The following is a 25,304-nucleotide window of genomic DNA, read 5'->3' as shown; positions in this document are numbered from 1 at the left end:
CGGGCGTCGCCCGGTTGGCGGCGCCTGCTGGCCGGGCTGTTCGCTGTCGAGCTGATCGTGGCCGCGGCCGTGCCATTGCACGCCGTCTCACGGCCCGCTCCGCCGGCCGCGTATGGCCACCCGAGCGCCGCGGCGGGGCCCCTGGTTGTGGGCGACCGTGCGGTCCGGTTGGTTGGTCTCGGCGGCCCGGTGGCCGATCGCCTGCTGTCGCGTGTCGCGTCGGATATCGGCGTCGCGGTCGACAAGGTGGAGGCGTTCTGGGGGGTCGATTGGCCGCGGGATATCTCGGTGGTGGCCGCCGGCTCGGACGAACAGTTCCGCGCCGTCGCCGGCGGCGGGTCGGCGTCGCAGTGGGCCGATATCGCGGCGGTGACGGTCGTCGACCGCGTCGATCCCGTTCACCGGGTGGCGGTTGGCCAGCGGATTGTGTTCGCGCCGGGCGCGGCCAACATGAGCGAATCGGCGCTGCGAATTGTGTTGACCCACGAGCTTTTTCATTACGCGGCGCGCGGCGACACCGCGCTGGACGCGCCTCGGTGGCTTACGGAAGGCGTCGCCGATTTCGTGGCCCGGCCGATCACCCCGGTGCCGCCCGACGCGCCGTCGGTTGCGCTGACGCTGCCGTCGGACACCGACCTGGACACGCCCGGGCCGCAGCGCTCGTCGGCGTATGACCGCGCGTGGTGGTTCGCCCGTTTCGTCGCCGACACCTACGGGACGCCGAAGCTGCGCGTGTTGTACCTGGCCGCGTGTGGTGCCGGGCACGCCGACCTGCCGGGCGCCTTCCGCGACGTGCTGGGCACCGATCCCGCCGGGCTGCTCACGCGCTGGCAGCAGTGGCTGCGCGGGTAGGTCCTCCCCCCTCGCGAGCAGGGGGCACCTCCCCCTCGCGAGCAGACGCAGACTCGCACAAACCGCGGCTTCTCGGTGCGATTCTGCGTCTTAGTGTCAGGGTGGGTGTGCCGTGTTGGGGCGTGTCTTCGTGACAGGTGCCGCGCGTGGTGGTTGGTTCCGGATCACTGGTGTCTGGCTCGATTTTGTGTTGCCGCCTGCGGGTTGGCGTTGAGCAGTAGTGCCGGCACCGGTGAGATGGACCGGCCGGCGTGACTTGATAGGAGCCTGGCATTCGCCCCGACTGAGATGTGTCCGCCGACCGGCCCAACCTCAACACCCCCATCCAGGAAGTGAAGGAGGCAACCTTCATGGTTGTTGTTGGAGCTGATGTGCACAAGCGCAAACACACCTTTGTCGCCGTTGATGAGGTCGGCCGCAAGCTTGGTGAGAAGACGGTCAAGGCCACCACAGCCGGTCACACCCTGGCTGTCCTATGGGCCCGTGAGCAGTTCGGTACCGCACTGATCTGGGGTATCGAGGACTGCCGGAATATGTCCGCGCGCCTAGAGCGCGACCTGTTGAGCGCCGGGCAGCAGGTGGTGCGGGTGCCGACGAAGTTGATGCACGCGGTGCGTAAGTCGGCGCGGACCCGGGGTAAGTCCGATCCGATCGATGCCCAGGCGGTGGCGCGGGCGGTGCTGCGCGAACCCGACCTGCCCGTCGCTTCCCATGATGAAATCTCGCGGGAGTTGAAGTTGCTCACCGATCGCCGTGATGTCCTTGTCGCCCACCGCACGTCGACGATCAGTCGGCTGCGCTGGCATGTCCACGAGCTCGACCCCGAGCGCGAGCCAGCACCGCGTGCGCTTAGAGCGATCAAACACCAGCAAGCCCTAGCGGCCTGGCTGGACACCCAGCCAGGCGTGGTGGCCGAAATGGCGCGCGCCGAGCTCGCCGACATCATCCGACTCACCACCGAGATCGACACCCTAGAAAAGCGCCTCGGTGAGCGGGTCCGCGACGTGGCTCCCACACTGCTCGACATTCCCGGCTGCGCAGAGCTGACCGCGGCCAAAATCGTCGGCGAAGCCGCCGCAGTGGACAGGTTCAAAAGCGAGGCCGCCTTCGCCTGCCACGCCGGAATAGCCCCCATCCCGGTATGGTCAGGCAACACCGAAGGTCAAGTGCGATTAAGCCGCTCGGGTAACCGCCAAATCAACACCGCCATCCATCGCATCGCCCTCACCCAGATCCGCATCACCAGTAGCGAAACCCACGCCTACTACCAACGGCTTATCGCCAACGGAAAAACCAAAGCCGCAGCACGACGCTGCATCAAACGCCGCATATCCCGCAACGTCTACCGCCGACTCCTCAAGGACTACCAAGCCCGCACCCAACCCAGCGCAGCTTGACATAGGAGCTACTGCTCGCGAGGGAGGCACTGGCGAGACCCGAGAGACCCGTTAGCCTGACGCAGGTGAGCCGGGTCCTGCTGGTAACCAACGACTTTCCGCCCCGCCCGGGCGGCATCCAGTCCTACCTGGGCGAGTTCGTGGGCCGGCTGGTCGGCGGACCGCATTCCGTGACCGTATACGCGCCGCAATGGAAGGGTGCCGACGCCTTTGACCGCTCGGCCAAAGGGGCCGCCGGCTATCGGGTGGTGCGCCATCCGGGCACGCTGATGCTGCCCGGCCCGACGGTGGATGCCCGGATGCGCCGGCTGATCGCCGAGCAGGGCATCGACACCGTCTGGTTCGGCGCCGCCGCGCCGTTGGCGCTGCTGGCCCGGCGTGCCCGACAGGCCGGGGCGAGCCGGGTGCTGGCCAGCACGCACGGCCACGAAGTGGGCTGGTCGATGCTTCCGGTCGCGCGATCGGTGCTGCGGCGCATCGGCGACAGCACCGACGTCGTGACGTTCGTCAGCCGCTATACCCGCTCCCGGTTCGCGTCGGCGTTCGGGCCGGCGGCGAGGCTGGAACACCTGCCGCCCGGGGTGGACACCGACCGGTTCCGTCCCGACCCGGCCGCCCGCGCCGAGCTGCGTGACCGCTACCGGCTGGGCGAGCGGCCCACCGTGGTGTGCCTGTCGCGGCTGGTGCCGCGCAAAGGCCAGGACGCGCTGATCAAGGCGTTGCCGTCGATCCGGCGACGCGTCGACGGGGCCGCGTTGGTGGTGGTCGGCGGCGGTCCGTATCTGCCAGCGCTGCGCAAGCTGGCCCAGGGTTGCGGGGTGGCCGACCACGTGACGTTCACCGGCGGCGTGCCGGCCGCCGAGCTGCCCGCGCACTACGCGCTGGCCGACGTGTTCGCGATGCCATGCCGCACCCGAGGCGCCGGCATGGACGTCGAGGGGCTGGGCATCGTCTTCCTGGAGGCCTCGGCCAGCGGCGTGCCGGTGATTGCCGGCCTATCGGGCGGAGCTCCAGAAACCGTGCAGCACAACAAGACTGGGCTGGTGGTCGACGGCCGTTCGGTGGGTAAGGTCGCCGATGCCGTCACCGAGGTGCTGAGCGATCGCGACCGTGCCGCCGCCATGGGCGCGGCCGGGCGCGAGTGGGTGACGTCGCAGTGGCGCTGGGACACGCTGGCCGCCCGCCTGGCCGACCTGCTGCGCGGTTAAGGCCGGCTAAGGCCGCCGAGCGTCACGCTAGCGTGACGTTCGGCAGTCAGCGCCACGCTGGCGTGACGTTCGGCAGTCAGCGCCACGCTGGCGTGACGCTCGGCAGTCAGCGCCACGCTGGCGTGACGCTCGAAGACCCGGGCGGCTAGTCCTTTTCGTAGATCGCCTCGATGTCGGAGGCGAACTTCTCGGCCACCACGTTGCGCTTGACCTTCATCGTCGGGGTCAGCTCGCCGGTGTCCTCGGTGAAGTCGACGGGCAGGATGCGGAACTTGCGGATCGACTCGGCGTGCGACACCGCCAGGTTGGCGTGCTTGACGGCCGCGTCGATCTCGGCGACCAGGTCGGGGTCGGTGACCAGATCGCCCACCGACGCGCCGGCCGGCTTGTGGTTGCGCTGCTTCCAGGCGTCGAACGCCTCGGGATCGATGGTGATCAGCGCGCCGATGAACGGCTTGGCGTCCCCAACGACCATGGCCTGGCTGATCAGCGGGTGCGCCCGCAGCTGGTCCTCCAGCACGGCGGGGGCGACGTTCTTGCCGCCGGCGGTGACGATGATCTCCTTCTTGCGGCCGGTGATCTTCAAGAAGCCGTCCTCGTCGAGCGCGCCCAGGTCGCCGGTCTTGAACCAGCCGTCGGTGAAGGCCTCGCCGGTGGCCTGCTCGTTGCGCCAGTAGCCGCTGAACACCACACCGCCGCGCACCAACAGCTCGCCGTCCTCGGCGATGCGCATGCTGTTGCCGGGCAACAGCGTTCCCACGGTCCCGATCTTGACCCTGCCGACCTGGTTGACAGTGATGGCCGAGCTGGTCTCGGTCAGGCCGTAGCCCTCGTGGATGGTCAGGCCCACACCGCGGTAGAAGTGACCCAGTCGCGCGCCCAGCGGCGCGCCACCCGAGACGGACGCGTGGCAGTCGCCGCCCAGCGCGGCGCGCAGCTTGTGGTAGACCAGCCGGTCGAACAAGGCGTGCTTGGCGCGCAGCACCAGCCCGGGTCCGCCGTCGTCCTGGGCCTGACTCCAGTCGACCGCGGTCTGCACGGCCATCGCGAAGATCCGCCCCTTACCGTCGTTGACGGCGTTTTGCTCGGCGGTGTTGTAGACCTTCTCGAACACCCGCGGCACCGACACCACCACCGTCGGCTTGAACACCGCGAACATCGGCAGCAGGTTCTTGATGTCGCTGGTGAACCCGACGGTCACCTTGTTGGCGAACGCCGACAAGGTCAGCGACCGGGCCAGCACGTGGGCCAGCGGCAGGAAGATCAACAGCCGCTGCCCCTCGGCCAGCAGCGTCGGGAGGCACTCCTTGGCGCCCCGGGTCTCGTAGAGCAGGTTCGAATGGGTGAGCTGACACCCCTTGGGCCGTCCGGTGGTGCCCGACGTGTAGATGAGCGTCGCCGGGTCGTCGGCGCGCAATGCCTCTAACCGCGCGGTGAGCTCCGCCGGGTCAACCGACGCGCCGGCCTCGACCAGCTGGTCGAGCGCCTTGGGACCCGAGCCGTCGATGTGCAGCACCCGGCGCAGGGCGGGCAGCTCGGCGGTGAGTTCGGTGACCATCGCCGCGTGCGCGTCGGTCTCGGCGAACGCCAACACCGCTTCCGAATTCTGCAGCACCCAGCGCACCTGCTCGGCCGACGACGTCTCGTAGATCGGGACGGTGACCGCGCCGACGGACAGGATCGCCAGGTCGAGGATCGCCCACTCGTAGCGGGTGGCCGAAAAGATGGACACCCGGTCGCCGGCGCGCACCCCGAGCGAGATCAAACCCAGCGCCGCGGAGCGAACCTGGCCGGCCGCCTCGGCGCACGTGACGTCGGTCCACACGCCGTCGATCTGACGTCGGAAGATGACGAAGCCGGGATCGTCGCGCTCGTGGTCGAAGACCATGGCGGCGATGTTTTCGTGCTCGCCGACGGAAAAGCGGGCGGGGACGCTGTACTCACGCACTTTCGATGACCTCGTTCGGCTAGTGACCCCTCGCGGGCCGGCTTGCTGTCGCCCAGCCTAATCCGCGCATTCGCGCAGCATGGCCGAGCAGCCGGATTGCGGTGCCCTCGGAAGAGCGGTTCGGGTTGGTGTGTGAAGCTGGGGTGGTGAACAGCATCCAGATCGCCGACCAGACGTTCGTCGCCGCCGACGGCGCGCGGGTCGGCGCCGCGGTCGCCGATCGGTCGTGCTGGCGTCGGTGGTGGCCGGACCTGCGGCTGCAGGTTGTCGAGGATCGTGCCGAAAAGGGCATCCGGTGGTCGGTCACCGGCGCGCTGACCGGCACCATGGAGATCTGGCTGGAGCCGTCGCTGGACGGCGTTGTGCTGCACTACTTCCTGCACGCCGAGCCCACCGGCGTGGCGGCCTGGCAGCTGGCCAAGCTGAACCTGGCGAAAATGACACACCGCCGCCGGGTGGCCGGCAAGAAAATGGCCTTCGAGGTCAAGAGGACGGTGGAACGGTCGCGTCCGGTCGGGGTTTCTCCGGTAGTTTAACTCCGGTCGAGGTTCGGCGGGGAGAGTACCGTTTCGGGCCGGAGGCCGAGGTAGTCGCGCGCGTCGCGAACCTACCCGCTTGCGGGAGAGAGGGCAGTAGCCAGGTGGCGGAGAAGACGACGCAGACCATTCACATCGAAGCGGATCCCGGCACGGTGCTGAAGGTGATCGCCGACATCGACTCCTACCCGGAGTGGATCTCGGAGTACAAGGAAGCCGAGGTGCAAGAAAGGGGCGCCGACGGCTACCCGAAGGTCGTGCGATTCGTGATGGACGCCGGCGTCATCAAAGACACCCTGGTGATGTCCTACGAATGGCCGCAAGACCGCCAGTCGCTGAGCTGGACCCTGGTCTCCAGTTCGCTGCTGCGTTCGCTTGAAGGCTCATATCGCTTGGCGCCCAAGGGATCTGGCACCGACGTCACCTACGAACTCTCGGTGGACCTTGCCGTCCCAATGCTCGGGCTGCTCAAACGCAAGGCCGAGCGCAGGCTGATCGACACCGCATTGAAGGATCTGAAGAAACGAGTCGAGGCTGAGTGAGTCCGCGCCGCCGACCCCGGCCCGGATCAGTCTCTTCGTTGGCAAGGGCGGGGTAGGAAAATCCACGTTGGCGTCCGCTACCGCGGTCTGTGATGCGGGCGCGGGGCAGCGGGTGCTGCTGGTGTCCACCGACCAGGCGCACTCGCTGGGCGACGTGCTTGCCGTCCCCGTCCCACCGAGCGGCAACACTGAACTGGTTCGGGTGTTCGCCGATGACGCCGAGGCGGGCGGTGGCTTTCTCGACGCGCTGGCGTTGGACACCCTGGCCCTGCTCGAGGCCCGGTGGCTTGGCGTGGTCGACACTTTGGATCGGCGGTTTCCCAATTCCGAGCTGAGCACCATTGCCCCCGAAGAACTCTCGGCGTTGCCGGGCGTTCAGGAAGTGCTCGGCTTGCACGCCGTCGGTGAGCTCGCCGCCTCCGGGCGGTGGGACCGCGTCGTCGTCGACTGCGCCTCGACCGCGGACGCGTTGCGAATGTTGACGCTGCCCGCCACCTTCGGGCTCTACGTGGAGCGCGCGTGGCCGCGCCATCGCCGGCTGTCCATCGCCGCCGACGACGCCCGCTCGGCCGCGGTGGTGGAACTGCTCGAGCGCATCAGCGCCAGCGTCGAGGCGCTCGGGGCGTTGCTGACCGACGGCGAACTGGTCGGCGCGCACCTGGTGCTGACCCCCGAGCGGGTGGTCGCCGCCGAGGCGGTCCGGACGCTGGGTTCGTTGGCGCTGATGGGTGTGCGGGTCGAGGAGCTGATCGTCAACCAGGTGCTGGTAGAGGACGAGTCCTACGAGTACCGCAACCTGCCCGACCACCCGGCGTTCTCGTGGTATGCCGAGCGCATCTCGGAGCAACGCGCCGTGCTCGACGAACTCGAGGCCACCATCGGGGACGTGGCGCTGGCGCTGACGCCGCACCTGTCCGGCGAGCCGATCGGTCCCAAGGCGCTGGGCGCGCTGCTCGACGGCGCACGCCGCCGGAGCGGGGCGCCGCCGCCGGGGCCGCTGCGTCCCGTCGTGGACCTCGAGTCCGGGTCGGGGCTTGGGTCGATATACCGTATGCGGCTAACGTTGCCCCAACTCGATCCTTCAGCGTTGACGCTGGGCCGGGTCGACGACGACCTCATCATCACCGCCGGCGGGTTGCGGCGCAGGGTTCGGTTGGCGTCCGTGCTGCGGCGGTGCACGGTGCTGGACGCGCGCCTGCGGGGCGGTGAGCTGATAGTTCGTTTCCGACCGGATCCGGAGGTGTGGCCTAGGTGAGTGGGGCTCATCCCGATATCGGTCCCGAGCTGCGCAGGCTCGCCCAGGCGATCCTGGACGGAATCGATCCCGCGGTGCGGACGGCGGCCGCGTTGGCGGCGGGCGGGGGAGTCGGGACCGGTAAGTGCCAGCAGGTGTGGTGTCCGGTGTGCGCGCTGGCCGCGTTGGCGACCGGCGACCAGCACCCGTTGCTCACCGTGATCGCCGACCACAGCGTCGCTCTGCTGGAGGTGATCCGCGGCATCGTCGACGACATCGACCGGTCGGCCAAACCGCCGCCGGACGGCCCGCCCGGTGGGGGCGTGCGTGGCGAGCCAGACGCTGAAGCCACCGTCGCCAAGACCCGTTACCAGCCCATCCCGGTCACCGTCGAGGAGTGACGCGCCGGGAGAAGGTGGTCGGTTGCGCCGCGGGTCGGTACAGTTGGCGCAGAACACCATCGGTGGCGGGCGAGAGGGAGGGCCATGTGGTACTGGCTATTCAAGTACATCCTCCTGGGCCCGTTGCTCACCCTGCTCGGTCGGCCGAAAGTCGAAGGCCTGCAATACGTTCCGAGTTCCGGGCCGGTGATCCTGGCCAGTAATCACCTGGCGGTGATGGACAGCTTCTACCTTCCGTTGGTGGTGCGCCGCCGGATCACCTTCCTGGCGAAGGCCGAATATTTCACCGGCACCGGGCTCAAGGGCTGGTTCAGTCGTTGGTTCTTCACCGCCGTCGGGCAGGTGCCCATCGACCGTGCCGACTCCGACGCCGCGCAGGCCGCGCTGCACACCGCCCAGCGGCTGCTGGATCAGGGCAAGCTGCTGGGCATGTACCCCGAGGGCACCCGCTCGCCCGACGGCCGGCTGTACAAGGGCAAGACCGGGCCGGCCCGGCTGGCGCTGGAGACCGGCGTCCCGGTGATCCCGGTGGCGATGATCGGCACCGACGTCGTCAACCCGCCGGGCAGCACGATGTTGCGCTTCGGCAGGGTCACCGTCCGATTCGGCAAGCCGATGGACTTCTCCCGATTCGAGGGCCTGGCCGGCAACCGCTTCATCGAGCGGGCCGTCACCGACGAGGTGATCTATGAGTTGATGGGCCTCTCGGGCCAGGAGTACGTCGACATCTACGCCGCCAGCGTCAAGGAACGCGGCGACGGCGCCACCGATGAGGCCGCCCGGATCCCCGAGACCGCCGTCGGTTAGTTGAGTAAGACCGTCGGTACGGCCGCCCCGGCCGGCTCCGCCGGCGAGTGCGTTTTTTGCGGGCCCTGAGCAGCTCTAGCGGGGACGTTGGGGCGGTCACTGTACATACTCGAAAAGAACGTGAGGTCGTGGGACTTTCGATGGGCATTGGCAGATCACGCCATGCGACTGCATGCTCGCAATCTTTGTGAAGTCGAGAGCTTGCTGGTAGCAAGGCCTTAGGCGCATCGGACAGCAAACTCCCCTCACCACCGTGATAGTTCAGTATGAAACTACCCGACGGTAGCAAGGCGTCTTGCATTCTTGTTGACCGTTATTGGATCGAGATAGGCATCTGACAGGACATATATCGAAGTTATTTGTGTTTGCTGGAGTAAAGGTGGCCGGCGGCCCGTTTCAATGCTCGTATGGGTTGATTGCGTCAGCAACGATGCTGGCCGGCGACCGACCGTCGTCATATCAAGTGATATGATACCGCGGTATGAGCGACGTGGGAGACCTGCGGCGGTCAGCGGGGCTAACGCAAGACGAGCTTGCCGCCCGCTCCGGTGTCGCACAGCCCAACATCGCGGCTTACGAAAGCGGACAACGCATTCCGTCGGCGGCCATGCTCGACAGACTCGGCGCCGCCGCAAAGCCCCGGCCCTCGGTGGTGCTCGCCAAACATCGAGACGCCATCATTGCTCTTGCGCGCCAACACAAAGCCGGCCGGGTGCGCGTCTTCGGTTCCGCCGCCCGGGGCGATGACGTATCCGGCAGCGATATCGACCTGATGGTGCGTTTCGCGTCCGATGCCGATGTCTTTGACCTGGCCGATCTGACCGCAGACTTGGAAGAACTCACCGGGCTGCACGTCGATGTCGTGTCCGAACGCGGGCTCGGCGGCCAGGCTACGTCCATCGCCGCCGAGGCGCGTCCGCTGTGAGCGAATCATCCGGCTCCGGTGCCGACCGTGTCGTACGCACTCTTCGTGACATCACCCGGTTCACCGACACCGCGGCCCGGCTTGTTGCCCGCGGCAAGGGTGCCTATGACTCCGACGAAGCGTTACGGTTAGCGGCCGAGGCCATCCTGCACAAGATCGGTGAAGCCGTCGCCCGCTTACCCGAGGAATTCATCGCCGTTCACCCGGAGGTGGCTTGGCGCAGCATGAAGGCGACCCGCAACGTCGTCGCTCACAAATACGACCATGTGGACTACGAAATCATTTGGAACGCCCTGGCGCATCGTCTGCCCGCCGAGGCCGCCCGTATCCGGGAGATCCTCATCGATGCCGAGGGCGGGTAAGGTTTCGACCCGTCAAACTGACGGGCTTAACCCCACGCAGGCTTCCTCGAATACACCACGGCGGTAACGGCCATTCGTTTCACAGGTCGCCCAGCCTCAAGCGCCGTGTTTCGGTGATGGCGCGTTCGGCGGCGGTGTCTCGACTGTAGCGGTCCACCATTTGCCGGGTGCGCCAGCCGGCCACCTGCATCAGGGAGCCCTCGCTGCCACCAAGGGACAAATACCGGCTCGCAAAGGTGTGGCGGAGCCTATGTATATGAAAGCCCTCGACGCCTGCCGCTGTGGCGCGTGCCAGGAGCGAGACCCGCAGACCGTAGTAGCCCAGCCGAGCCCGGCCGCCCGTTTCCGTGAGCCACAATGCCGGTGTGTCACTGAGCGGGTGGTGTTTGCGTACGCGCAGATAGCGGTCAATGGCCGCACCGGTATGCGCTTCGAACGGGACGTGACGACCTCTGCCGCCCTTGCCTTTACGGATGGTGACCACGCCCGCGGCGAGGTCGACGTCATGTACCGACAACGCCAGTAGTTCGCCTGCGCGCATCCCGGTCTCGACGAGGAGGCGCAGGCAGGCCTCGTCGCGGCGGTCGTGGAGCTCCTTGCCGGCGCACGCCTTGAGCATCAGGCGCAGTTCGTCGTCGCTGAGGCGTTCCACAAGCTTGGTGTCGAGTTTGGGTGCCTTAAGGCCGAGGAAGGGGTTCTCTTCGATCTTTCCCTCATCGGTCAGCCACGCGGCGAAGCGGCGGACGGCCTGCTGGCGGATACGGGCGGTGGCCGGCTCGGCGCCGGAGTCGAGGATGTAGGTGGTCCACCGCTGCAGCGTGGGTTTGGTGAAGGGGTGTTCATCCAGCTCGGCCGCACACCAGGTGAGGTAGTAGCGCGTGCCTCGGACGTAGGAGTCGATGGTGTAAGGCGCTTTGCGGTCGGCCTGCATCGCCAGCTGCCAACTGGGCAGCAGTGTCACCAGGTCATCGGGTGTGGCGGCGGTGTCAAGCATTTCAGAATGATAATAATTTTTTGTTCATCGTGGGTGGGTTTTTTTGCTGCAAATTCATAAAACTTGCAGTTAATTACCTGTTTTGTGGCGCGGTCTGCTCAACATACTTTTCGAGTACGTTCAGCGTGTCGTTATCCAGAACGCTTAAAGGAGATGGTCGTGCAGCTCGCAGCCCGCCCGCACATCACCGCCGCAGCCGCGTTAGCCAGCGCCGCTGCCCCGGCTCCCGGTCCGATGGCCCAGCACCCATCCGGTCTTCACGGGGCCCACGACTACGCCAGATGAGCGTGTCCACCGTTTAGTTCACCGACACCGCCAACACTATGTTGGCCTGTTCGCCGGGGTGAAAAGCGACTCGCCTTGTTGGCCAGCGAAGCAAGCGTGGCTGCGGTGTCTCGCGGAAGTCGTTAGCGCTCAATTCTTTTCAGGTCCGTGTCTCAAAAGCATCGTTTTATCGACTATGACAGGAAGGCTCGCAGATGAAACGCAAGCAGCACAGTATGAGGCGTCATCGCCGGTGGTTGAAGGCGCAGGCGCGTCACCGGGGTCGTGTGGTCGGTTTGGGTGCGGCTGCCGGTGCTTTTCTGACTGCCGCGATGGCTCCAGTTGTTGCCGCGCCTGCGGCTCGTGCGGGTGTGCTGGACATGATCATCGATCCCATCATTCAGCCGGTGATGGGGGCTGCCAGTCAGGCTGCTCTTGAGGGTATTAATGCGGGCACCGCGGCTCTTGAGGGTGTTACTGCGGGCACCGCGGCGGCTTTCGAGGGCCTTGGTGTCGGCACGGCCGCTTTCGACGGCATTCACACGGCCGCGCTTGAGGGCATTACTAGCAGCATTAATGCCAGTGCTGCCGCCTTCAATGTCGGTGCGCTAGGCGCCAGCTTCGATGGTGTGCATGCCGGTGCTGCTGCCGCCCTGAATGTTGGCGGTCTGGGTGCGGCTAGCCCTGCTGGGAATGTTGAGCTCAATCAACTCGTGTATGGCGCGTTCGACACGTTCTATAACACGATTCACACGGCCGGCGAGTCGTGGATTGCCAGCCCAGCCGGCCAACAAATCGACGGCGTGATCAATGTGCCGTTCGCCGATTTATTCGGGCGCGATCTGATCGGCAACGGCGTCAATGGCTTCAACGGCCCCAATACCTCGCTGATAGGCCAAACCGGGTGGTTCGGCAACCTCCAAGATGGCGGGTTCTTGTTCGGGGATGGCGGGTCGGGTGCGGCCGGTACCGCTGCGCACACCACCGGTTTTGCTGGCGGTTCCGCCGGGCTGATCGGCAACGGCGGCATGGGCGGCGCCGGTTTCAGCCCCGCGAGTGGTCGAGGCGGTGTTGGCGGTGTCGGTGGCGCCGGCGGCTTGCTGATGGGGAATGGCGGTGCCGGGGGCATTGGCGGTACCGGCGCGGGCAGCGGTTACGGCGGTTACGGCGGTGCCGGTGGTGCCGCTGGCTTGCTGTTCGGCAACGGCGGTAACGGGGGTCAGGGCGGGAGCGGTTACGGCGGTTTAGGTGGCGGGGCTGGCGGCATGGGCGGCGCACTGGTCGGTAACGGGGGTAACGGGGGCGCAGGCGGCGTGGGCGGCGCTTACGGGCAAGGCGGTAACGGCGGTGTCGGCGGTTCCAGCGGGATATTGGCCGGCAATGGAGGCAACGGGGGTAATGGCATCTCCGGGTACTGGCGCGGCTACGGCGGGGCCGGTGGCTTCAGCGGGATCCTCGGCCAAAACGGCACGGCCGGCAGCGACGGCTCGAGCCTTGGTTAATACCCAGTGGACGTAGCGAATATTCAGACCGCAGACAGCAAAGGAACAAAGCGCATGCAACAGCTCGCAACCCTCCGGCCCTTCGTCACCGCGGGTGCCGCGGCGGTAGGTGCCAGCCTGATCGCCCTGACACCGACGGTGTCCACCGATGCCGCATCTGATATCCAGCGCAGCGTGGTCAATGCCCAGCACCGCGCGGTAGCCCTGGCCGATGACGTCGTCAACCCCATCCAAACGTGGATCGACACCCTCACGACGGCGGGCAGTAATCTGCAATTGATTGGCGATGCCTGGCTGCAGATGCCTTTTCCAATCGCGCAACAGGTCGCCGCGAACTGGATCCAGTACGCCTCCGACTACGTCGGCGCCTACCAACTCTCCGCCGCGGGGGCCGCTAGATATTTCTCTGGGGGTAACGTTACTCACGATTTAATACCGGTCATGTACACGGCGCTCACTGACCTACGTGCAGGCGACATCGCCGACGCGCTTTCGCAATTCAACGTTGCATTGTGGACCGCTCCGCTTATTGCGATCGGGACACCGCTTGAGAACATTCTGCTCATTCCCACTTATATGGCGCAAGAATTTGCAAACGCGTCGGCAGGATCAATCAACTTTCTTGGCTTATTTGTTTTGTTGGGTCTCATCAATACGGAATCACATACCGTGGCGTCATTTGGTGAGGGTATTCAAGGTGTTTACGATGCATTGAGCGCCGGAGATCCGCTGGGCGTATTGACCAATCTGCTCAATCTCCCTGCCGTCGTAACGAACGGCTTCCTCAACGGAGTAGGTACCCCGCCTACGAGTTCCAGCGGCTTGCTAGCCTATGCAGGCGGCCCGCTCAACACCGAGCTGAACATTATCTCCCAAGTACTTGCGGGCAACATCGTCGCTCCCGACGCCCAGAACATCGTGAAGGGCGGCAGCCTCGTCACAGCAACCCAGGACTTCATTAACCAGCTGGTCACTGGGTGGCCATCTCTGCGGGGCACCATCGACAGCCTTGTTGCTAACTTGGATCAGTACTTAGGCTACTTAGGTGCGGCCAACGGCGGCGCTGCTGCCAGCGTGACCGATCTCGCTGCAATCTCACCGGCTGCCAGCACTCTGACAACCGAGCTGCCCGGTCTGTCGGCTGATGTGCTCAAGGGCTTCGACCCGGCGATGGTGACCGATATCGCCGGTTCGCTTGGTCCGTCGTTGGGAGCGGACGTCACGGGAACGCTGGGAACAATGGCGACAACGCTGTCGGTCGACCTCTCAACGCTCGCGCTGCACATCCTCTCGGCACTGTAGGTCCCGGTAAGGCCTGCTGCGTAGTAGGTGAGAGGTGACGGCAATTGACCCCCTCTCGCTGTTGCTGGGGTGATGGGGTGTGGGGCGATGTCGGTGTTGAGGGCCGGCTGATCCGGTTGATCTCGGAGACATGCGCGGTGCTTGAGGAGCCGGGATGCCGGACGGTTGCTATCGGTGCCGGTATGGGGGAGGCGCGCGGGGGCGTCGTGCTGGCCGGTGAGTGTCGGGAGGTGCTTGAGTGGGCGCGGGCGCGTGTCGATGAATTGATCGGTGTGGTCGAGGCGAAAGAACAGTTCGCGGGGTGGTGCACCGCGCTTGAGCTCGACCAGTGTGGTGTCGAGTATGGCGGTGTGGTGAGGTCGTGTGCGGGAAACCATATGGTGTTTCTGGGCGCCCCGGGTACGGCGAAAAGGACGTTCGCCCGGGTCATCGGTGAGGTGTTGTTCGGGGTGGGCACGCTCACGCGCCCGCAGGTCACCGAGGTCCACGCCCACGACATCATCGTCGGGGGCGATCTGTCGCGGGGCGCGGCCAAGAGAATGAGGGACGTGTGCGAGGACGCGCGCGGCGGGGTGTTGTTCTTCGATGAGGCTTATCGGTTGGTGCCCGACACCGAAGACCGCGCTTGGGGTGTGGAGGCGATCAATACGCTGCTGACGTGTATGGCGCAGTGCCGCAACGAACTTGTGGTCATCCTTGCCGGCTATGGCGGCCCGATGCGCGACTTCTTGGCGGCTCATGCTGGGTTGGCCGCTCGATTCCCCCTCACCGTGACTTTCGCCAGCTACACCCCCGAAGAAATCGTCGCCCTCGGACACCGCTTCGCTGTCAAGGAACACCTCGTCGTCGACGACACCGCCTGGCAGTTGCTGGGTGCTGAAGCAGCTCGGTTGCGGGCGATCCCGTACGGCCCGGGCACGCTGCTGGATGTTGCCGGCAATGCCCGTTACGTCGGTGACGTGATCGCCGTGTGCCAGCGTGCGCGGACCCGCCGGTTGCGCAGGCTGGCGCCTAGCCGCCAGGATCTCGAGCAGCTTGTGCGCACCGATCCGTGCGTTCTTAACGTCAGCGCAGCGGACATGGGACGCGCGATCGCCGCAGCGCGCCCAGCCGTGACACCCTAAATTCGGTGTACCGACCCTGATCCCGGAAACACCGAAATCCCGGGTGCTCTGAATTCGGTGACAGGCGTGTTGATCACGAACCTCCCCATGTTGCTCTGAGTTCGGTGGTGGTCGCTGGTGTGAGCTGGTGATCGCCAATCGTTGTGCGTCCATGGGTATTTGCTTAGGGCGTGAGTTCTCATGGGGGAGAAGGTGGTTGAACTGCGGGTCGGGGGCAAGTTGTGTCGCTGGTGAGGTGGGGTGGGCAGGAAGCCGGAGACGAAATCGGGAGGCGTGTTGGTCGGGTGGGGCCGGCGGCGGATGGTGACGCCTGTTGTATCGAAAGCGGTGGGTGGGTATATGGGGTCTTGTCGGGGTTTGCTGGTTGTGCGGGACGGGTGGAGCAAATGTGTGTTGGGGTGCGGCTGTTGGTAGTTGCGTGTTGAACTAAAATTCGGGGGGGGGGTTAACTCTAGGCTTTTTTGAATCGCTGCAAGCATTGGTTCCTTTACTTTATATGGTTTGCGAGTCTCAATGTTTGCCGAGCCGACTTGACCGCTCTCACCCGAACTCGGCCGAAACTAAGCTGGTTCTCAGCTACCTTCTGACCATCCGATTTCGACTCACCGTTCAAAGGAGATGGTCGTGGATCTCGCAGCCCGCCCGCACATCACCGCCGCAGCCGCGTTAGCCAGCGCCGCTGCCCCGGCCCCCGATCCGATGACCCAGTACCCATCCGCCCGTCACGGGGCCCACAACTACCCCAGATGAGCGTCTTCACCATTTAACTCACCGACACCGCCGACACCATGGTGGACCCATTCGCCGGGGTGAAAAGCCACTCGCCTTGCTGGCCAGCGAATCAAGCCTGGCCCCGGTGTCTCGCGGAAGTTGTTAGCGCTCAATTCTTTTCAGGTCCGTGTCTCAAAGCATCGTTTTATCGACTATGACAGGAAGGCTCGCAGATGAAACGCAAACAGCACACAACGAGGCGGAATCGCCGTCACGCCAAGGCGCGCCGTGGTGGCCGTGCGGTCGGCCTAAGTACGGCAGCCGGCGCCTTTCTCACTGCCGCAATGAGCCCAATGGCAACCGCGCCTGCCGCACGCGCCGGCGTGCTCGACGCGATCATCGACCCGATCATCCAGCCCGTGATCTCTGCGGCCACCACCGCTGCCCAAGAGGGCATTAATGCGGGTGCGGTCGCCCTCGACGGCGTTGGAGCAGGTGCGGCGTTTGACGGTGTTGGTGTGGGTGCGGCTGCGTTCACCGGCATTCATTCGGCTGCCCTGGAGGGCATTACCAACAGCATTAATGCCAGTGTCGCTGCGTTGGGTGCCGGTGGGCTTAGTCCGGCGGTTTTTGAGAGCATTAATTCTGGTGCGGCTGCCGTGGGGGGGATCAATGTCAGTTCCGCCGCGGTCGGTCTCGGTGGCTTGAGTGCTGCGGCTGTTGAAAACCCTCGTGCCGTCCTGAATGACCTCATCTATGGGGCGTTCGACAGCTTTTATATCGGGATTCATGGGGCTGGTGAGGCATGGATTGCCAGCCCCACCGGTGAGCAGTTGGACGGGGTGATCAATGCGCCGTTCGTCGACGTGTTTGGGCGGGATCTGATCGGCAACGGCGTCGACGGGGCGCCGATCCAAAACACCTCGCCGTTAGGCAGTTGGCTACCCGTCGGCAACCTTCACGATGGCGGGTTCTTGTTCGGTGATGGCGGGGCTGGTGCGGCCGGCACCGCGACTCACATGGCTGGCTATGCCGGCGGTTCGGCCGGGTTGATCGGTAACGGGGGGGCCGGTGGTGCTGGCGCCGCCGCGGGTGCGGGGGGTCGCGCTGTTGGCGGTGTTGGCGGTGTTGGCGGGGCCGGCGGCTTGCTGATGGGCAATGGAGGTGTTGGCGGTGTCGGAGGCGCCGCCAGTGGTGCTCATGGTTATGGCGGTGCCGGCGGCGCCGGCGGTACGGGTGGTTTGCTGTTCGGCAATGGAGGTGTTGGCGGTGTCGGAGGCGCCGCCAGTGGTGCTCATGGTTATGGCGGTGCCGGCGGTGCCGGCGGTCACGCCGCCCAGCTCGTCGGTAACGGGGGCCAAGGCGGCGCTGCCGCCACTGGCGGTGGTGACGGCTACAGGGGTGGCGCTGGCGGTTGGGGCGGCCTGTTGGCCGGCAATGGCGGTAACGGCGGCGCTGGTGGTTACGGCCCTTACGGCAGCGGTGTCGGTGGTGCCGGCGGTTACGCCGGGATCCTCGGTCAATCCGGCACTGCTGGCATCAAGCCCTGACTTGTCGATGTACGTGATGGCTTCTGCACGCCCACGAATACCCAGACCACCAACAGCAAAGGAATTTAAGCGCATGCAACAGCTAACAGCCTTCCGACCCCTCATCACCGCGAGCGCCGCGGCACTAGGCGCCAGCCTGATCGCCCTAACGCCGACGGTCTTCAATGACGCCGCGGCCACGCTCCAACACGGCGCGATCACCGCCCAGCAGCGTGCGGTACAGCTGGCCGATGACGTCGTCAACCCGATCCAAACCTGGATCGACACCTTCCAGACGGCGGGTGCGAACATACAAACGATTCTCGGTGAGTTCAGCCAACTTCCGTTCCCGGTCGCACAGCAGCTGGCCGCGAACTGGCTCAACTACGGGAACATCGATATCAGTAACCTTCAATCCGTTGCCAACGGGTTGGTCGGCTACTACCTTGGAACAGGTCTCAATGATTTTGTTCCGTTGCTCGAAGACAGCATCACTGACGCCAGGGCTGGCCAATTCGCACAGACTCCCACGAACGATGGTGCGGTAACCCTACTCGTTGATGCGCTGTATTACTTTCCGCTCGCTAACTACGTCGAAAATCTCGAAAATATTCCACGCGAGATTATCCCAGCCATTACTCAAAATCTCGCGAATGCCACTTCGGCATTTTTTAGCACCCACTCCAACGTCGGTCTCTCAGCACTCTCCGGCTCCCTTGTCCTATTGCCGACCGAAATCGAGGACCCTTTGGGGGACAGTCTTCAAGCTGCCTACGATTCTTTGGTGGCCGGGTCCCCGCTCGGGGTGTTGACCAACCTGCTTGATATACCTGGCCAAGTGACGAACGGGCTCCTAAATGCAGAAGGCCTAGGCTTGGTTAGCCCCAGCCCCGGTCTAGTCAACGGCTTTTTCCAAAACCTGTTGGTCAACATCCCGCAGCTTATTGCGGAGAACATGGTGGCTCCCGGCGCCCAGAACATCACGGAGGGCGGCAGCGTTGCGACCGCCTTCCAGCAATTGTCCAGCCAACTGATTAGCGGTTGGCCAACCTTACAGACCGTCGTCGACTACCTGGTCAATCTATGGAATACATATGGCGGTATCGGAAATGCTGCCGCAGCTTCGGCCGGTGCCGTGAATGGCGGCAGCCTTATCGGCGGCCTGTCGACACAGCTGCCCGGTTTGTCGGCCGATCTGTTGAAGGGTTTTGATCCGGCGGCGGTGACCAATATCGCGGGGTCGCTGGGTCCGTCGTTGGCGGCCGATGTTGCGGGGTCGCTGGGCACGTCGGTGGCGGGAAGTCTGGGATCGGTGGCGGGCACGCTAGCCGTCGATCTCTCAACGCTTGGACTGCATATCCTCTCGGCGCTGTAAGCCCTCTTCTTCGCGCGTGTGCCGGTGGCGTGATTCGACGTCGCCGGCACACGGCCCGGTGTCGGAGGTACTCACATGATCTGGATGTGGTCGGCGATGTCCAGGTGGTGTTGTGGCGCTAATTCCTTACTGCCAGCGGGTGTTACCGCGCGCGGTGTGGCCTGAAATTGGGTGGGGTCACTGATGTCTGTCCGCCGGGGGGAGTTGGGTGAGGAGGAAGCTGCCGCTGCGGGGTTGGGCGGTCGCAATGCGCGCGGGGGCGTCGTGCTGGCCGCCGAGTGTCAGGAGGTGCTGGAGTGGGCGCGGGCGCGTGTCGATGAGTTGGTCGGTGTGGCCGAGGCGAAAGAACAGTTCGCGGGGTGGTGCGCCGGGCTGCAGATCAACCAGTGTGGTGTCGAGTATGGCGGTGTGGTGAGGTCGTGTGCGGGAAACCATATGGTGTTTTTGGGCGCCCCGGGCATGGCGAAAAGGACGTTCGCCCGGGTGGTGGGTGAGGTGTTGTTCGGGGTGGGCACGCTCACGCGCCCGGATATCACCGAGGTCCACGCCCACGACATCATCGTCGGGGGCGATCTGTCGCGGGGCGCGGCCAAGAGAATGAGGGACGTGTGCGACGCTGCGCGCGGCGGGGTGTTGTTCTTCGATGAGGCTTATCGGCTGGTGCCCGACACCGAAGACCACGCTTTCGGTGTGGCGGCGATCAATACGCTGCTGACGTGTATGACGCAGTGCCACAACGAACTTGTGGTCATCCTTGCCGGCTATGGCGGCCCGATGCGGGACTTCTTGACAGCTCACGCTGGGTTGGCCGCTCGATTCCCCCTCACCGTGATCTTCACCAGCTACAACCCCGAGGAAGTCGTCGCCCTTGGGCGCCGTCTGGCCGGTAAGGAGCATGTGGTGGTGGAGGACGCGGCGTGGGATCTGCTGGGTGCCGAAGCGGCTCGGTTGCGGTCGATCCCGCATGGCCCTGGGACGCTGCTGGATGTTGCCGGCAACGCCCGCTACGTCGGTGAGGTGGTCGCGGTGTGTCGGCGTGCGCGGACCCGCCGGTTGCGCAGGCTAGCGCCCAGCCCCCGCGAGCTCGAGCAACTTGTGCGCACCGATCCGTGCGTGCTTAACGTCAGCGCCGCGGATATGGGACGTGCGATCGCTGCAGCGCGCCCAGCCGTAGCACCCTAAATTCGGTGTACCGACACTGATCCCGGGAGCGCCGAAATCCCGGGTGCTCTGAATTCGGTGCCAGGCGTGTTGATCGCGAACCTCCTCATGTTGCTCTGAGTCCGGTGGTGGTCGCGGATGCGCGCCGGTGACCGTCAATCGCAGTATGCCCGGCATGGGTATTCGCTGGGAGGGTGTGGGTTCTCGTGGGGGAGAAGGTGGTTGAACTGCGAGTCAGAGGCAGCTGCGTCACTGCGGGTGGGGTGGGAAGCCGGGGTGAAAACTTTGTACCGGGGATGTGAATCGGGAGGCGTGTTGGTCGGGGTGGCCGGCGGATGGTGAGCCTGTTGCATCGAGAGTGGCGGGTGTGTACAGGCGGTGTGGGCGAGACGAGGTGGATGTTTTTTGGGGTTTGCTGGTTGTGCGGGACGGGTGGAGCAAATGTGTGTTGGGGTGCGGCTGCTGGTAGTTGCGTGTTGAACTAAAATTCGGGGGGGGGGTTAACTCCAGGCCTTCTTGAATCGCTGCAAGCATTGGCTCCTTTACTTTATATGGTTTGCGAATCTCGATGTTTGCCGCGCCAACTTGACCACTCTCACCCCAACTCGCCCGAAACTAAGCTGGTTCTCAGCTACCTTCTGACCATCCGAATTCAACTCACCGTTCAAAGGAGATGGTCGTGCAGCTCGCAGCCCGCCCGCACATCACCGCCGCAGCCGCGTCCCGGCTCCCGATCCGATGGCCTCGCACCTACCCGGCCGTCACGTGGCCGATAACTACGCCCGATGAGCGTGTTCACCGTTTAACTGTCCCGACGCCGGCCGCCACCATGGTGGGCTTGTTCGCCGGGGTGGAAAGCGACTCGCCTTTGTTGGCCAGCGAATCAAACGCGGCACGGTGTCTCGCGGAAGTCGTTAGCGCTCAATTCTTTTCAGGTCCGTGTCTCAAAGCATCGTTTTATCGACTATGACAGGAAGGCTCGCAGATGAAACGCAAACAGCACACAACGAGGCGAAATCGCCGTCACGCCAAGGCGCGCCATCACGGCCGTGTGATCGGCCTGGGTACGGCAGCTAGCGCTTTCTTCACTGCCGCAATGGCTCCAGTTGTTGGCGCGCCTCCGGCCCGCGCCGGGGTGCTCGACGCGATCATCGACCCCATCATCCAGCCCGTGATCTCCGCGGCCACCACCGCTGCCCAAGAAGGCATCAACGCGGGCGCAGTCGCCCTCGACGGCGTTGGAGCAGGTGCGACGTTCGACGGTGTTGGTGTGGGTGCGGCCGCCTTCGAAGGTATTCATTCGGCTGTTCTGGAGGGCATTACCAACAGCATCAATGCCAGCGTCGCTGCGCTGGGTGCCGGCGGATTCAGCCCGGCGGTTTTTGAGAGCATCAATTCTGGTGCGGCCGCCATGGAGGGGATCAATCTCAGTTCCGCCGCGGTCGATCTCGGCGGTCTGAGTGCTGCGGCTGTCGAAAACCCGCGTGCCGCGCTCAATGACCTCATCTATGGCGCGTTCGACACGTTCTATACCGGGATTCACGGGGCCGGTGAGGCATGGATCGCCAGCCCCACCGGCCAGCAAGTGGACGGGGTAATCAATGCGCCATTCGTCGACTTATTCGGACGCGACCTCATCGGCAACGGCATCAACGATTTCACCGGTGCCAACACCTCGCCGTTAGGGCAATGGCTGCCGGTCGGCAACTTGGGTTCTGGCGGGTTCTTGTTTGGTGATGGCGGGGCCGGTGCGGCTGGTACCGCCGCTCATCCGGCCGGTGGTGCTGGCGGGGCCGCCGGGCTGATCGGCAACGGTGGTGTTGGTGGTGCCGGTTTCTCCCCCGTGAACGGTGCCGGCGGTGCCGGCGGTGCCGGCGGCTTCTTGATGGGTAATGGCGGCGCCGGTGGTGTCGGCGGCATGGCCGGCACCACCGGGAGCGCCCACTCCGGTGCCGGTGGCGCGGGTGGGAACGCCGGTTGGCTCTTCGGCAACGGCGGCGCTGGCGGCAACGGCGGCGCCACCAACCCCGCTGGCGGTTACGGCGGTTACGGCGGCGCGGCCGGTAACGCCGCCCAGCTGGTCGGCAACGGCGGCTCCGGTGGTTCAGCCCCGAACAACATCTACGGCAACGGTGATTACCTTTCTGGCAGATCCGGTGGCAATGCCGGTCTGGGTGGGCTGTTAGCCGGCAATGGCGGCAATGGTGGCAATGGTGGCAATGCCACCCCCGGCTACAACTACAGCGGCGGACGGGGTGGTGCCGCCGGCTTCGCCGGGCTCCTCGGCCAGTCCGGTGTGGCAGGCGCCCACGGGGCGCCCGGCTTATAGCCCCTTGGGCGGAATGGCCTCTGCACGCCCACGAATACCTAGACCACCAATAGCAAAGGAACAACACCCATGCAACAGCTAACAGTCCTCCGGCCCCTCGTCACCGCGGGCACCGCAGCAGTAGGCGCCAGCCTGATCGCCCTCACACCCGCGGTCTCCCACGACCTCGCAGCCGACCTCCAGCACAGCGCGGCCACTGTCCAGCAGCGCGCGGTCGAACTCGCCAGTACCGATTACGCCGTCAACCCGATCCAGACGTGGATCGACGTCTTCACGAACTCGGTCGCCAACTTACAGACGGTTTATAACGACTGGAGCCAGATTCCTGCGGTGCTCCTGCAACAGCTGGCCGCGAACTGGATGCAATACGCGAGCCTCTACATCGGCTCATACCAAGCAGCGGCAAATAGCGCTCTCACCTTCTACACCGGCACCAACCCACCACTGAATATTGGAAGTTGGGGCTCTGGAGCTTTTTGGCTAAATTTGGCAAGCGCCCTTACTAACATCCAGTCGGGTAATTTGACTCAAGCGGTTAACAATATAACCTGGGCCTTTCCTTTCGGACCAATATACCAGGTTCTCCAACCGCTCGAGAATATCTTGAACATCCCGATATACCTCACCCAGAATCTCGCTAGTGCTACCTATGACATATTGGCCAACCCGGGCACCGATCCCAGCTCGATAAAGGGCCTCATCGTCGGGCTTGGTGCGTTTGTGCTCTTTCCGTTTTCGGGCGATCTTAACGTCTCGCTCGGTGGTAGTCTTCAGGCTGCTTACGACGCGTTCGCTGCCGGGAACGTGCTCGATGGGGTGCTCAACCTGCTCAATACTCCGGGTGCGGTAGCAAACGCTCTGCTCAACGGTATTGCCGGTGGTGATGGTAGTGGCATAACAGGCATCCTTACTGGGTTGAACGGATTCGACGGTGGCACTGGTTTGGTTCCTTTGTTGGTGAACCTCTTCCCCGGCTTCTTAGCGTCGAACATCGTGGCTCCCGGTGCGACTAACATCACAGACGGCGGCAGTCTCGCCGCGACGTTCCAGGCATTGTTGACTCAACTGGCCACCGGTTGGCCAACTCCTCAGGAATGGGTCGATAGCACGGTTAATCTCGTCCAGACGTACTTCGGTGTGGGCGGTCTCACCGGCGCGGCGTCGGCCGTCGCCCTGCCGGTTGACTTCTCTGCCGTGGCCCCGTCGTTCGCGGCCGGCGTCGCCGGCATAGCCCCATCGATCGCGGCCGACTTCTCTGCCGTGGCCCCGTCGATCGCGACGAACATTGCTGGGACGCTGGCGCCCGAGCTCGGGGCACTCGCGGCCCATCTCCTCACGTCGCTGTTCTGAGTTCCAGTACGGGTCTGCCCGCCCAGCGCAGGTGGGAACCCACGCCAGTGCTGGGCAGGCTGGCCCGCCCGCAGGTATTACTGCGCGCAAGCGATGCCTGTTGCATTGGCGACGACCACCGATATGCCTGACGACCTGTTGGCGAGGACACCAACGTTGCCCGCGGTGGGGTCGGTGTGGTTGGGACAGGCCCGGTCTGCGTTGGACCCGGTAGCGGAGGTACCGATGAGCAATGTCAACAGTATGGCCGGCCTGGCACCGGCAGAAGGCTGGTGCCGACCGGAATTCGGTGAGAATGAAGCCGTTGGGGAGGCGTTGGGCGGTCGCGACGCACGCGGGGACCCCGCGCGGGCCGCCGAGTGTCAGGAGGTCCTTGATTGGGCGCAAGCACGTATCGATGAATTGATCGGTTTGACCGAGGCCAAAGAACACTTCACGATGTGGCGCACCGCACTGCAGACCAGCCACCATCGTCTCGAGCACAGCGGCGCGGTGACCTCCTGCAGGGAAAACCACATGGTCTTCCTCGGCGCACCAGGCACAGCGAAAACAACGTTCGCCCGAGTGATCAGCGAAGTGCTGTTCGGATTAGGCACCCTCACCCGCCCAAAAGTCACCGAAATCACCCCCCACGACATCACCAGGGATGATCCTTCGCGCAGCGCAGCCAGAATAAAAAACGCATGCGACAACGCCCGCGGTGGAGTGTTGTTCATCGACGAAGCCCACCAACTGCCCCCCAACACCGAAAACCACACTCGCGGTGAAGACGCGATCACCACTTTGCAGACCTACGTAGCGCACTACCGCGGCGAACTGGTAGTCATCCTCGCCGGCCACCCCACCCCAATGCAGAACTTCCTCACAGCTCATGCCGGGCTAGCCGGTCGATTCCCCCTGACCATGACTTTCACCAGCTACACCCCCGAAGAAATCGTCACCATCGGGCGCCGCTTAGCCAGCAAAGAAAACCTGATCGTCGAAAACACGGTATGGGAACTGCTACGCACCGAAGCAACCCAACTGCAGTCGATCCCATACGGCAACGGCACGCTGCTTGACGTTGCCGGCAATGCCCGTTATGTCGGTGAGGTGGTCGCGGTGTGTCGGCGTGCGCGGACCCGCCGGTTGCGGCGGCTGGCGCCTAGCCTCCGCGATCTTGAGCAACTTGTGTGCACCGATCCGTGCGTGCTTAACGTCAGCGCCGCGGATATGGGACGCGCGATCGCTGCAGCGCGCCCGGCCGTGGCACCCTAAATTCGGTGTACCGACATTGATCCCGGGAGCGCCGAAGTCCCGGGTGCTCTGAATTCGGTGACAGGCATGTTGATCGCGAACCTCCCCATGTTGCTCTGAGTCTGGTGGTGGTCGCGAATGCGCGCCGGTGACCGCCAATCGTTGTGCGCCCATGGGTATTTGCTTAGGGTGTGGGTCCTCATGGGGAGAAGATG

Annotated in this window: 21 protein-coding genes and 2 pseudogenes; 21 read left to right on the top strand and 2 right to left on the bottom strand. The window is 64.7% G+C overall.

Annotated features, from left to right (window positions below):
* Nucleotides 1–36: 36 nt before the first annotated feature.
* The 3 genes from K3U93_RS14515 to pimB all read left to right on the top strand — a co-directional run bounded on the left by K3U93_RS14515 (nucleotide 37) and on the right by pimB (nucleotide 3,457).
* Complete coding sequence (locus tag K3U93_RS14515; protein ID WP_083012944.1) at nucleotides 37–852, top strand: gluzincin family metallopeptidase; 816 nt, start codon at nucleotides 37–39, stop codon at nucleotides 850–852.
* Between the two features lie 332 nt (nucleotides 853–1,184).
* On the top strand, nucleotides 1,185–2,249 hold the full coding sequence (locus K3U93_RS14510) for an IS110 family RNA-guided transposase (protein WP_139797257.1): 1,065 nt from the start codon (nucleotides 1,185–1,187) through the stop codon (nucleotides 2,247–2,249).
* A gap of 65 nt (nucleotides 2,250–2,314) precedes the next feature.
* Nucleotides 2,315–3,457 (top strand): GDP-mannose-dependent alpha-(1-6)-phosphatidylinositol monomannoside mannosyltransferase, encoded by a 1,143-nt coding sequence (gene pimB, locus K3U93_RS14505; protein WP_083012966.1) that lies wholly within the window; start codon nucleotides 2,315–2,317, stop codon nucleotides 3,455–3,457.
* 145 nt (nucleotides 3,458–3,602) lie between these two features.
* Here the strand turns inward: pimB and K3U93_RS14500 are convergent, their stop codons facing one another.
* Nucleotides 3,603–5,405: an AMP-dependent synthetase/ligase gene (locus K3U93_RS14500; protein WP_083012968.1), complete on the bottom strand. Its 1,803-nt coding sequence runs from the start codon at nucleotides 5,403–5,405 to the stop codon at nucleotides 3,603–3,605.
* A gap of 146 nt (nucleotides 5,406–5,551) precedes the next feature.
* Here K3U93_RS14500 and K3U93_RS14495 point away from each other — a divergent pair, with 146 nt between their 5' ends.
* The 7 genes from K3U93_RS14495 (at nucleotide 5,552) to K3U93_RS14465 (ending at nucleotide 10,212) form a co-directional block, all read left to right on the top strand.
* Complete coding sequence (locus K3U93_RS14495; RefSeq protein WP_083012982.1) at nucleotides 5,552–5,941, top strand: polyketide cyclase / dehydrase and lipid transport; 390 nt, start codon at nucleotides 5,552–5,554, stop codon at nucleotides 5,939–5,941.
* Between the two features lie 104 nt (nucleotides 5,942–6,045).
* Nucleotides 6,046–6,483 (top strand): SRPBCC family protein, encoded by a 438-nt coding sequence (locus tag K3U93_RS14490; RefSeq protein ID WP_071512032.1) that lies wholly within the window; start codon nucleotides 6,046–6,048, stop codon nucleotides 6,481–6,483.
* The gene (locus tag K3U93_RS14485; protein WP_083012971.1) at nucleotides 6,476–7,738 is read left to right on the top strand and encodes an ArsA family ATPase; all 1,263 of its coding nucleotides are present in this window, start codon (nucleotides 6,476–6,478) and stop codon (nucleotides 7,736–7,738) included. Before K3U93_RS14490 ends, K3U93_RS14485 begins: the two co-directional genes overlap by 8 nt.
* The gene (locus tag K3U93_RS14480) at nucleotides 7,735–8,118 is read left to right on the top strand and encodes a hypothetical protein (RefSeq protein WP_071512034.1); all 384 of its coding nucleotides are present in this window, start codon (nucleotides 7,735–7,737) and stop codon (nucleotides 8,116–8,118) included. Before K3U93_RS14485 ends, K3U93_RS14480 begins: the two co-directional genes overlap by 4 nt.
* 84 nt (nucleotides 8,119–8,202) lie before the next feature.
* Nucleotides 8,203–8,925 carry a lysophospholipid acyltransferase family protein gene (locus tag K3U93_RS14475; protein WP_220688540.1) on the top strand — a complete coding sequence of 241 codons (723 nt, stop codon included), beginning with the start codon at nucleotides 8,203–8,205 and terminating at the stop codon, nucleotides 8,923–8,925.
* A gap of 481 nt (nucleotides 8,926–9,406) precedes the next feature.
* Nucleotides 9,407–9,850, top strand: a complete 444-nt coding sequence (locus tag K3U93_RS14470) for an XRE family transcriptional regulator (protein WP_071512036.1) — start codon at nucleotides 9,407–9,409, stop codon at nucleotides 9,848–9,850.
* The gene (locus tag K3U93_RS14465) at nucleotides 9,847–10,212 is read left to right on the top strand and encodes a HepT-like ribonuclease domain-containing protein (RefSeq protein ID WP_083012976.1); all 366 of its coding nucleotides are present in this window, start codon (nucleotides 9,847–9,849) and stop codon (nucleotides 10,210–10,212) included. Before K3U93_RS14470 ends, K3U93_RS14465 begins: the two co-directional genes overlap by 4 nt.
* Before the next feature lie 79 nt (nucleotides 10,213–10,291).
* Here K3U93_RS14465 and K3U93_RS14460 read toward each other — a convergent pair whose 3' ends face one another.
* A complete protein-coding gene (locus K3U93_RS14460) occupies nucleotides 10,292–11,206 on the bottom strand; it encodes a tyrosine-type recombinase/integrase (protein ID WP_230981269.1) in 915 nt (304 codons plus the stop codon).
* Nucleotides 11,207–11,365: 159 nt separating this feature from the next.
* Between K3U93_RS14460 and K3U93_RS25255 the strand changes: the two genes are divergently transcribed.
* The 11 genes and pseudogenes from K3U93_RS25255 (at nucleotide 11,366) to K3U93_RS14415 (ending at nucleotide 25,110) form a co-directional block, all read left to right on the top strand.
* Nucleotides 11,366–11,491: a hypothetical protein gene (locus K3U93_RS25255; RefSeq protein WP_254893634.1), complete on the top strand. Its 126-nt coding sequence runs from the start codon at nucleotides 11,366–11,368 to the stop codon at nucleotides 11,489–11,491.
* A gap of 194 nt (nucleotides 11,492–11,685) precedes the next feature.
* Entirely contained in the window at nucleotides 11,686–12,972 is a 1,287-nt protein-coding gene (locus K3U93_RS14455; RefSeq protein ID WP_434084820.1) for a PGRS repeat-containing protein, read from the top strand.
* Nucleotides 12,973–13,026: 54 nt separating this feature from the next.
* Nucleotides 13,027–14,274, top strand: coding sequence for a hypothetical protein (locus tag K3U93_RS14450; protein ID WP_083012980.1), 1,248 nt, complete (start codon nucleotides 13,027–13,029; stop codon nucleotides 14,272–14,274).
* A gap of 77 nt (nucleotides 14,275–14,351) precedes the next feature.
* On the top strand, nucleotides 14,352–15,398 hold the full coding sequence (locus K3U93_RS14445) for an AAA family ATPase (RefSeq protein WP_071512039.1): 1,047 nt from the start codon (nucleotides 14,352–14,354) through the stop codon (nucleotides 15,396–15,398).
* 618 nt (nucleotides 15,399–16,016) lie between these two features.
* Complete coding sequence (locus K3U93_RS25250; RefSeq protein WP_269142719.1) at nucleotides 16,017–16,148, top strand: hypothetical protein; 132 nt, start codon at nucleotides 16,017–16,019, stop codon at nucleotides 16,146–16,148.
* A gap of 740 nt (nucleotides 16,149–16,888) precedes the next feature.
* Nucleotides 16,889–17,647: pseudogene (locus tag K3U93_RS25700) on the top strand (PGRS repeat-containing protein); the annotation flags it as partial.
* An 85-nt stretch (nucleotides 17,648–17,732) separates the two neighbouring features.
* Complete coding sequence (locus K3U93_RS14435) at nucleotides 17,733–19,013, top strand: hypothetical protein (RefSeq protein WP_083013040.1); 1,281 nt, start codon at nucleotides 17,733–17,735, stop codon at nucleotides 19,011–19,013.
* Nucleotides 19,014–19,196: 183 nt separating this feature from the next.
* Nucleotides 19,197–20,195, top strand: a complete 999-nt coding sequence (locus tag K3U93_RS14430) for an AAA family ATPase (protein WP_083013041.1) — start codon at nucleotides 19,197–19,199, stop codon at nucleotides 20,193–20,195.
* Between the two features lie 1,606 nt (nucleotides 20,196–21,801).
* Nucleotides 21,802–22,182: pseudogene (locus K3U93_RS25695) on the top strand (PGRS repeat-containing protein); the annotation flags it as partial.
* 390 nt (nucleotides 22,183–22,572) lie between these two features.
* On the top strand, nucleotides 22,573–23,853 hold the full coding sequence (locus K3U93_RS14420; protein ID WP_071509016.1) for a hypothetical protein: 1,281 nt from the start codon (nucleotides 22,573–22,575) through the stop codon (nucleotides 23,851–23,853).
* Between the two features lie 225 nt (nucleotides 23,854–24,078).
* Nucleotides 24,079–25,110, top strand: coding sequence for an AAA family ATPase (locus K3U93_RS14415; protein ID WP_176220078.1), 1,032 nt, complete (start codon nucleotides 24,079–24,081; stop codon nucleotides 25,108–25,110).
* Nucleotides 25,111–25,304: the final 194 nt, after the last annotated feature.

Origin of the sequence: Mycobacterium malmoense (assembly GCF_019645855.1) — a bacterium.
Lineage (GTDB): Bacteria > Actinomycetota > Actinomycetes > Mycobacteriales > Mycobacteriaceae > Mycobacterium > Mycobacterium malmoense.
This window is presented reverse-complemented; position numbering and strand designations above follow the sequence as displayed.

Coding starts and splice junctions, on each gene's coding strand:
- K3U93_RS14475 (WP_220688540.1), top strand. CDS start 8,203: ATGTGGTACTGGCTATTCAAGTACATCCTCCTGGGCCCGTTGCTCACC.
- K3U93_RS14470 (WP_071512036.1), top strand. CDS start 9,407: ATGAGCGACGTGGGAGACCTGCGGCGGTCAGCGGGGCTAACGCAAGAC.
- K3U93_RS14460 (WP_230981269.1), bottom strand. CDS start 11,206: ATGCTTGACACCGCCGCCACACCCGATGACCTGGTGACACTGCTGCCC.
- K3U93_RS14455 (WP_434084820.1), top strand. CDS start 11,686: ATGAAACGCAAGCAGCACAGTATGAGGCGTCATCGCCGGTGGTTGAAG.
- K3U93_RS14450 (WP_083012980.1), top strand. CDS start 13,027: ATGCAACAGCTCGCAACCCTCCGGCCCTTCGTCACCGCGGGTGCCGCG.
- K3U93_RS25250 (WP_269142719.1), top strand. CDS start 16,017: ATGGTCGTGGATCTCGCAGCCCGCCCGCACATCACCGCCGCAGCCGCG.
- K3U93_RS14435 (WP_083013040.1), top strand. CDS start 17,733: ATGCAACAGCTAACAGCCTTCCGACCCCTCATCACCGCGAGCGCCGCG.
- K3U93_RS14430 (WP_083013041.1), top strand. CDS start 19,197: ATGTCTGTCCGCCGGGGGGAGTTGGGTGAGGAGGAAGCTGCCGCTGCG.
- K3U93_RS14420 (WP_071509016.1), top strand. CDS start 22,573: ATGCAACAGCTAACAGTCCTCCGGCCCCTCGTCACCGCGGGCACCGCA.
- K3U93_RS14415 (WP_176220078.1), top strand. CDS start 24,079: ATGAGCAATGTCAACAGTATGGCCGGCCTGGCACCGGCAGAAGGCTGG.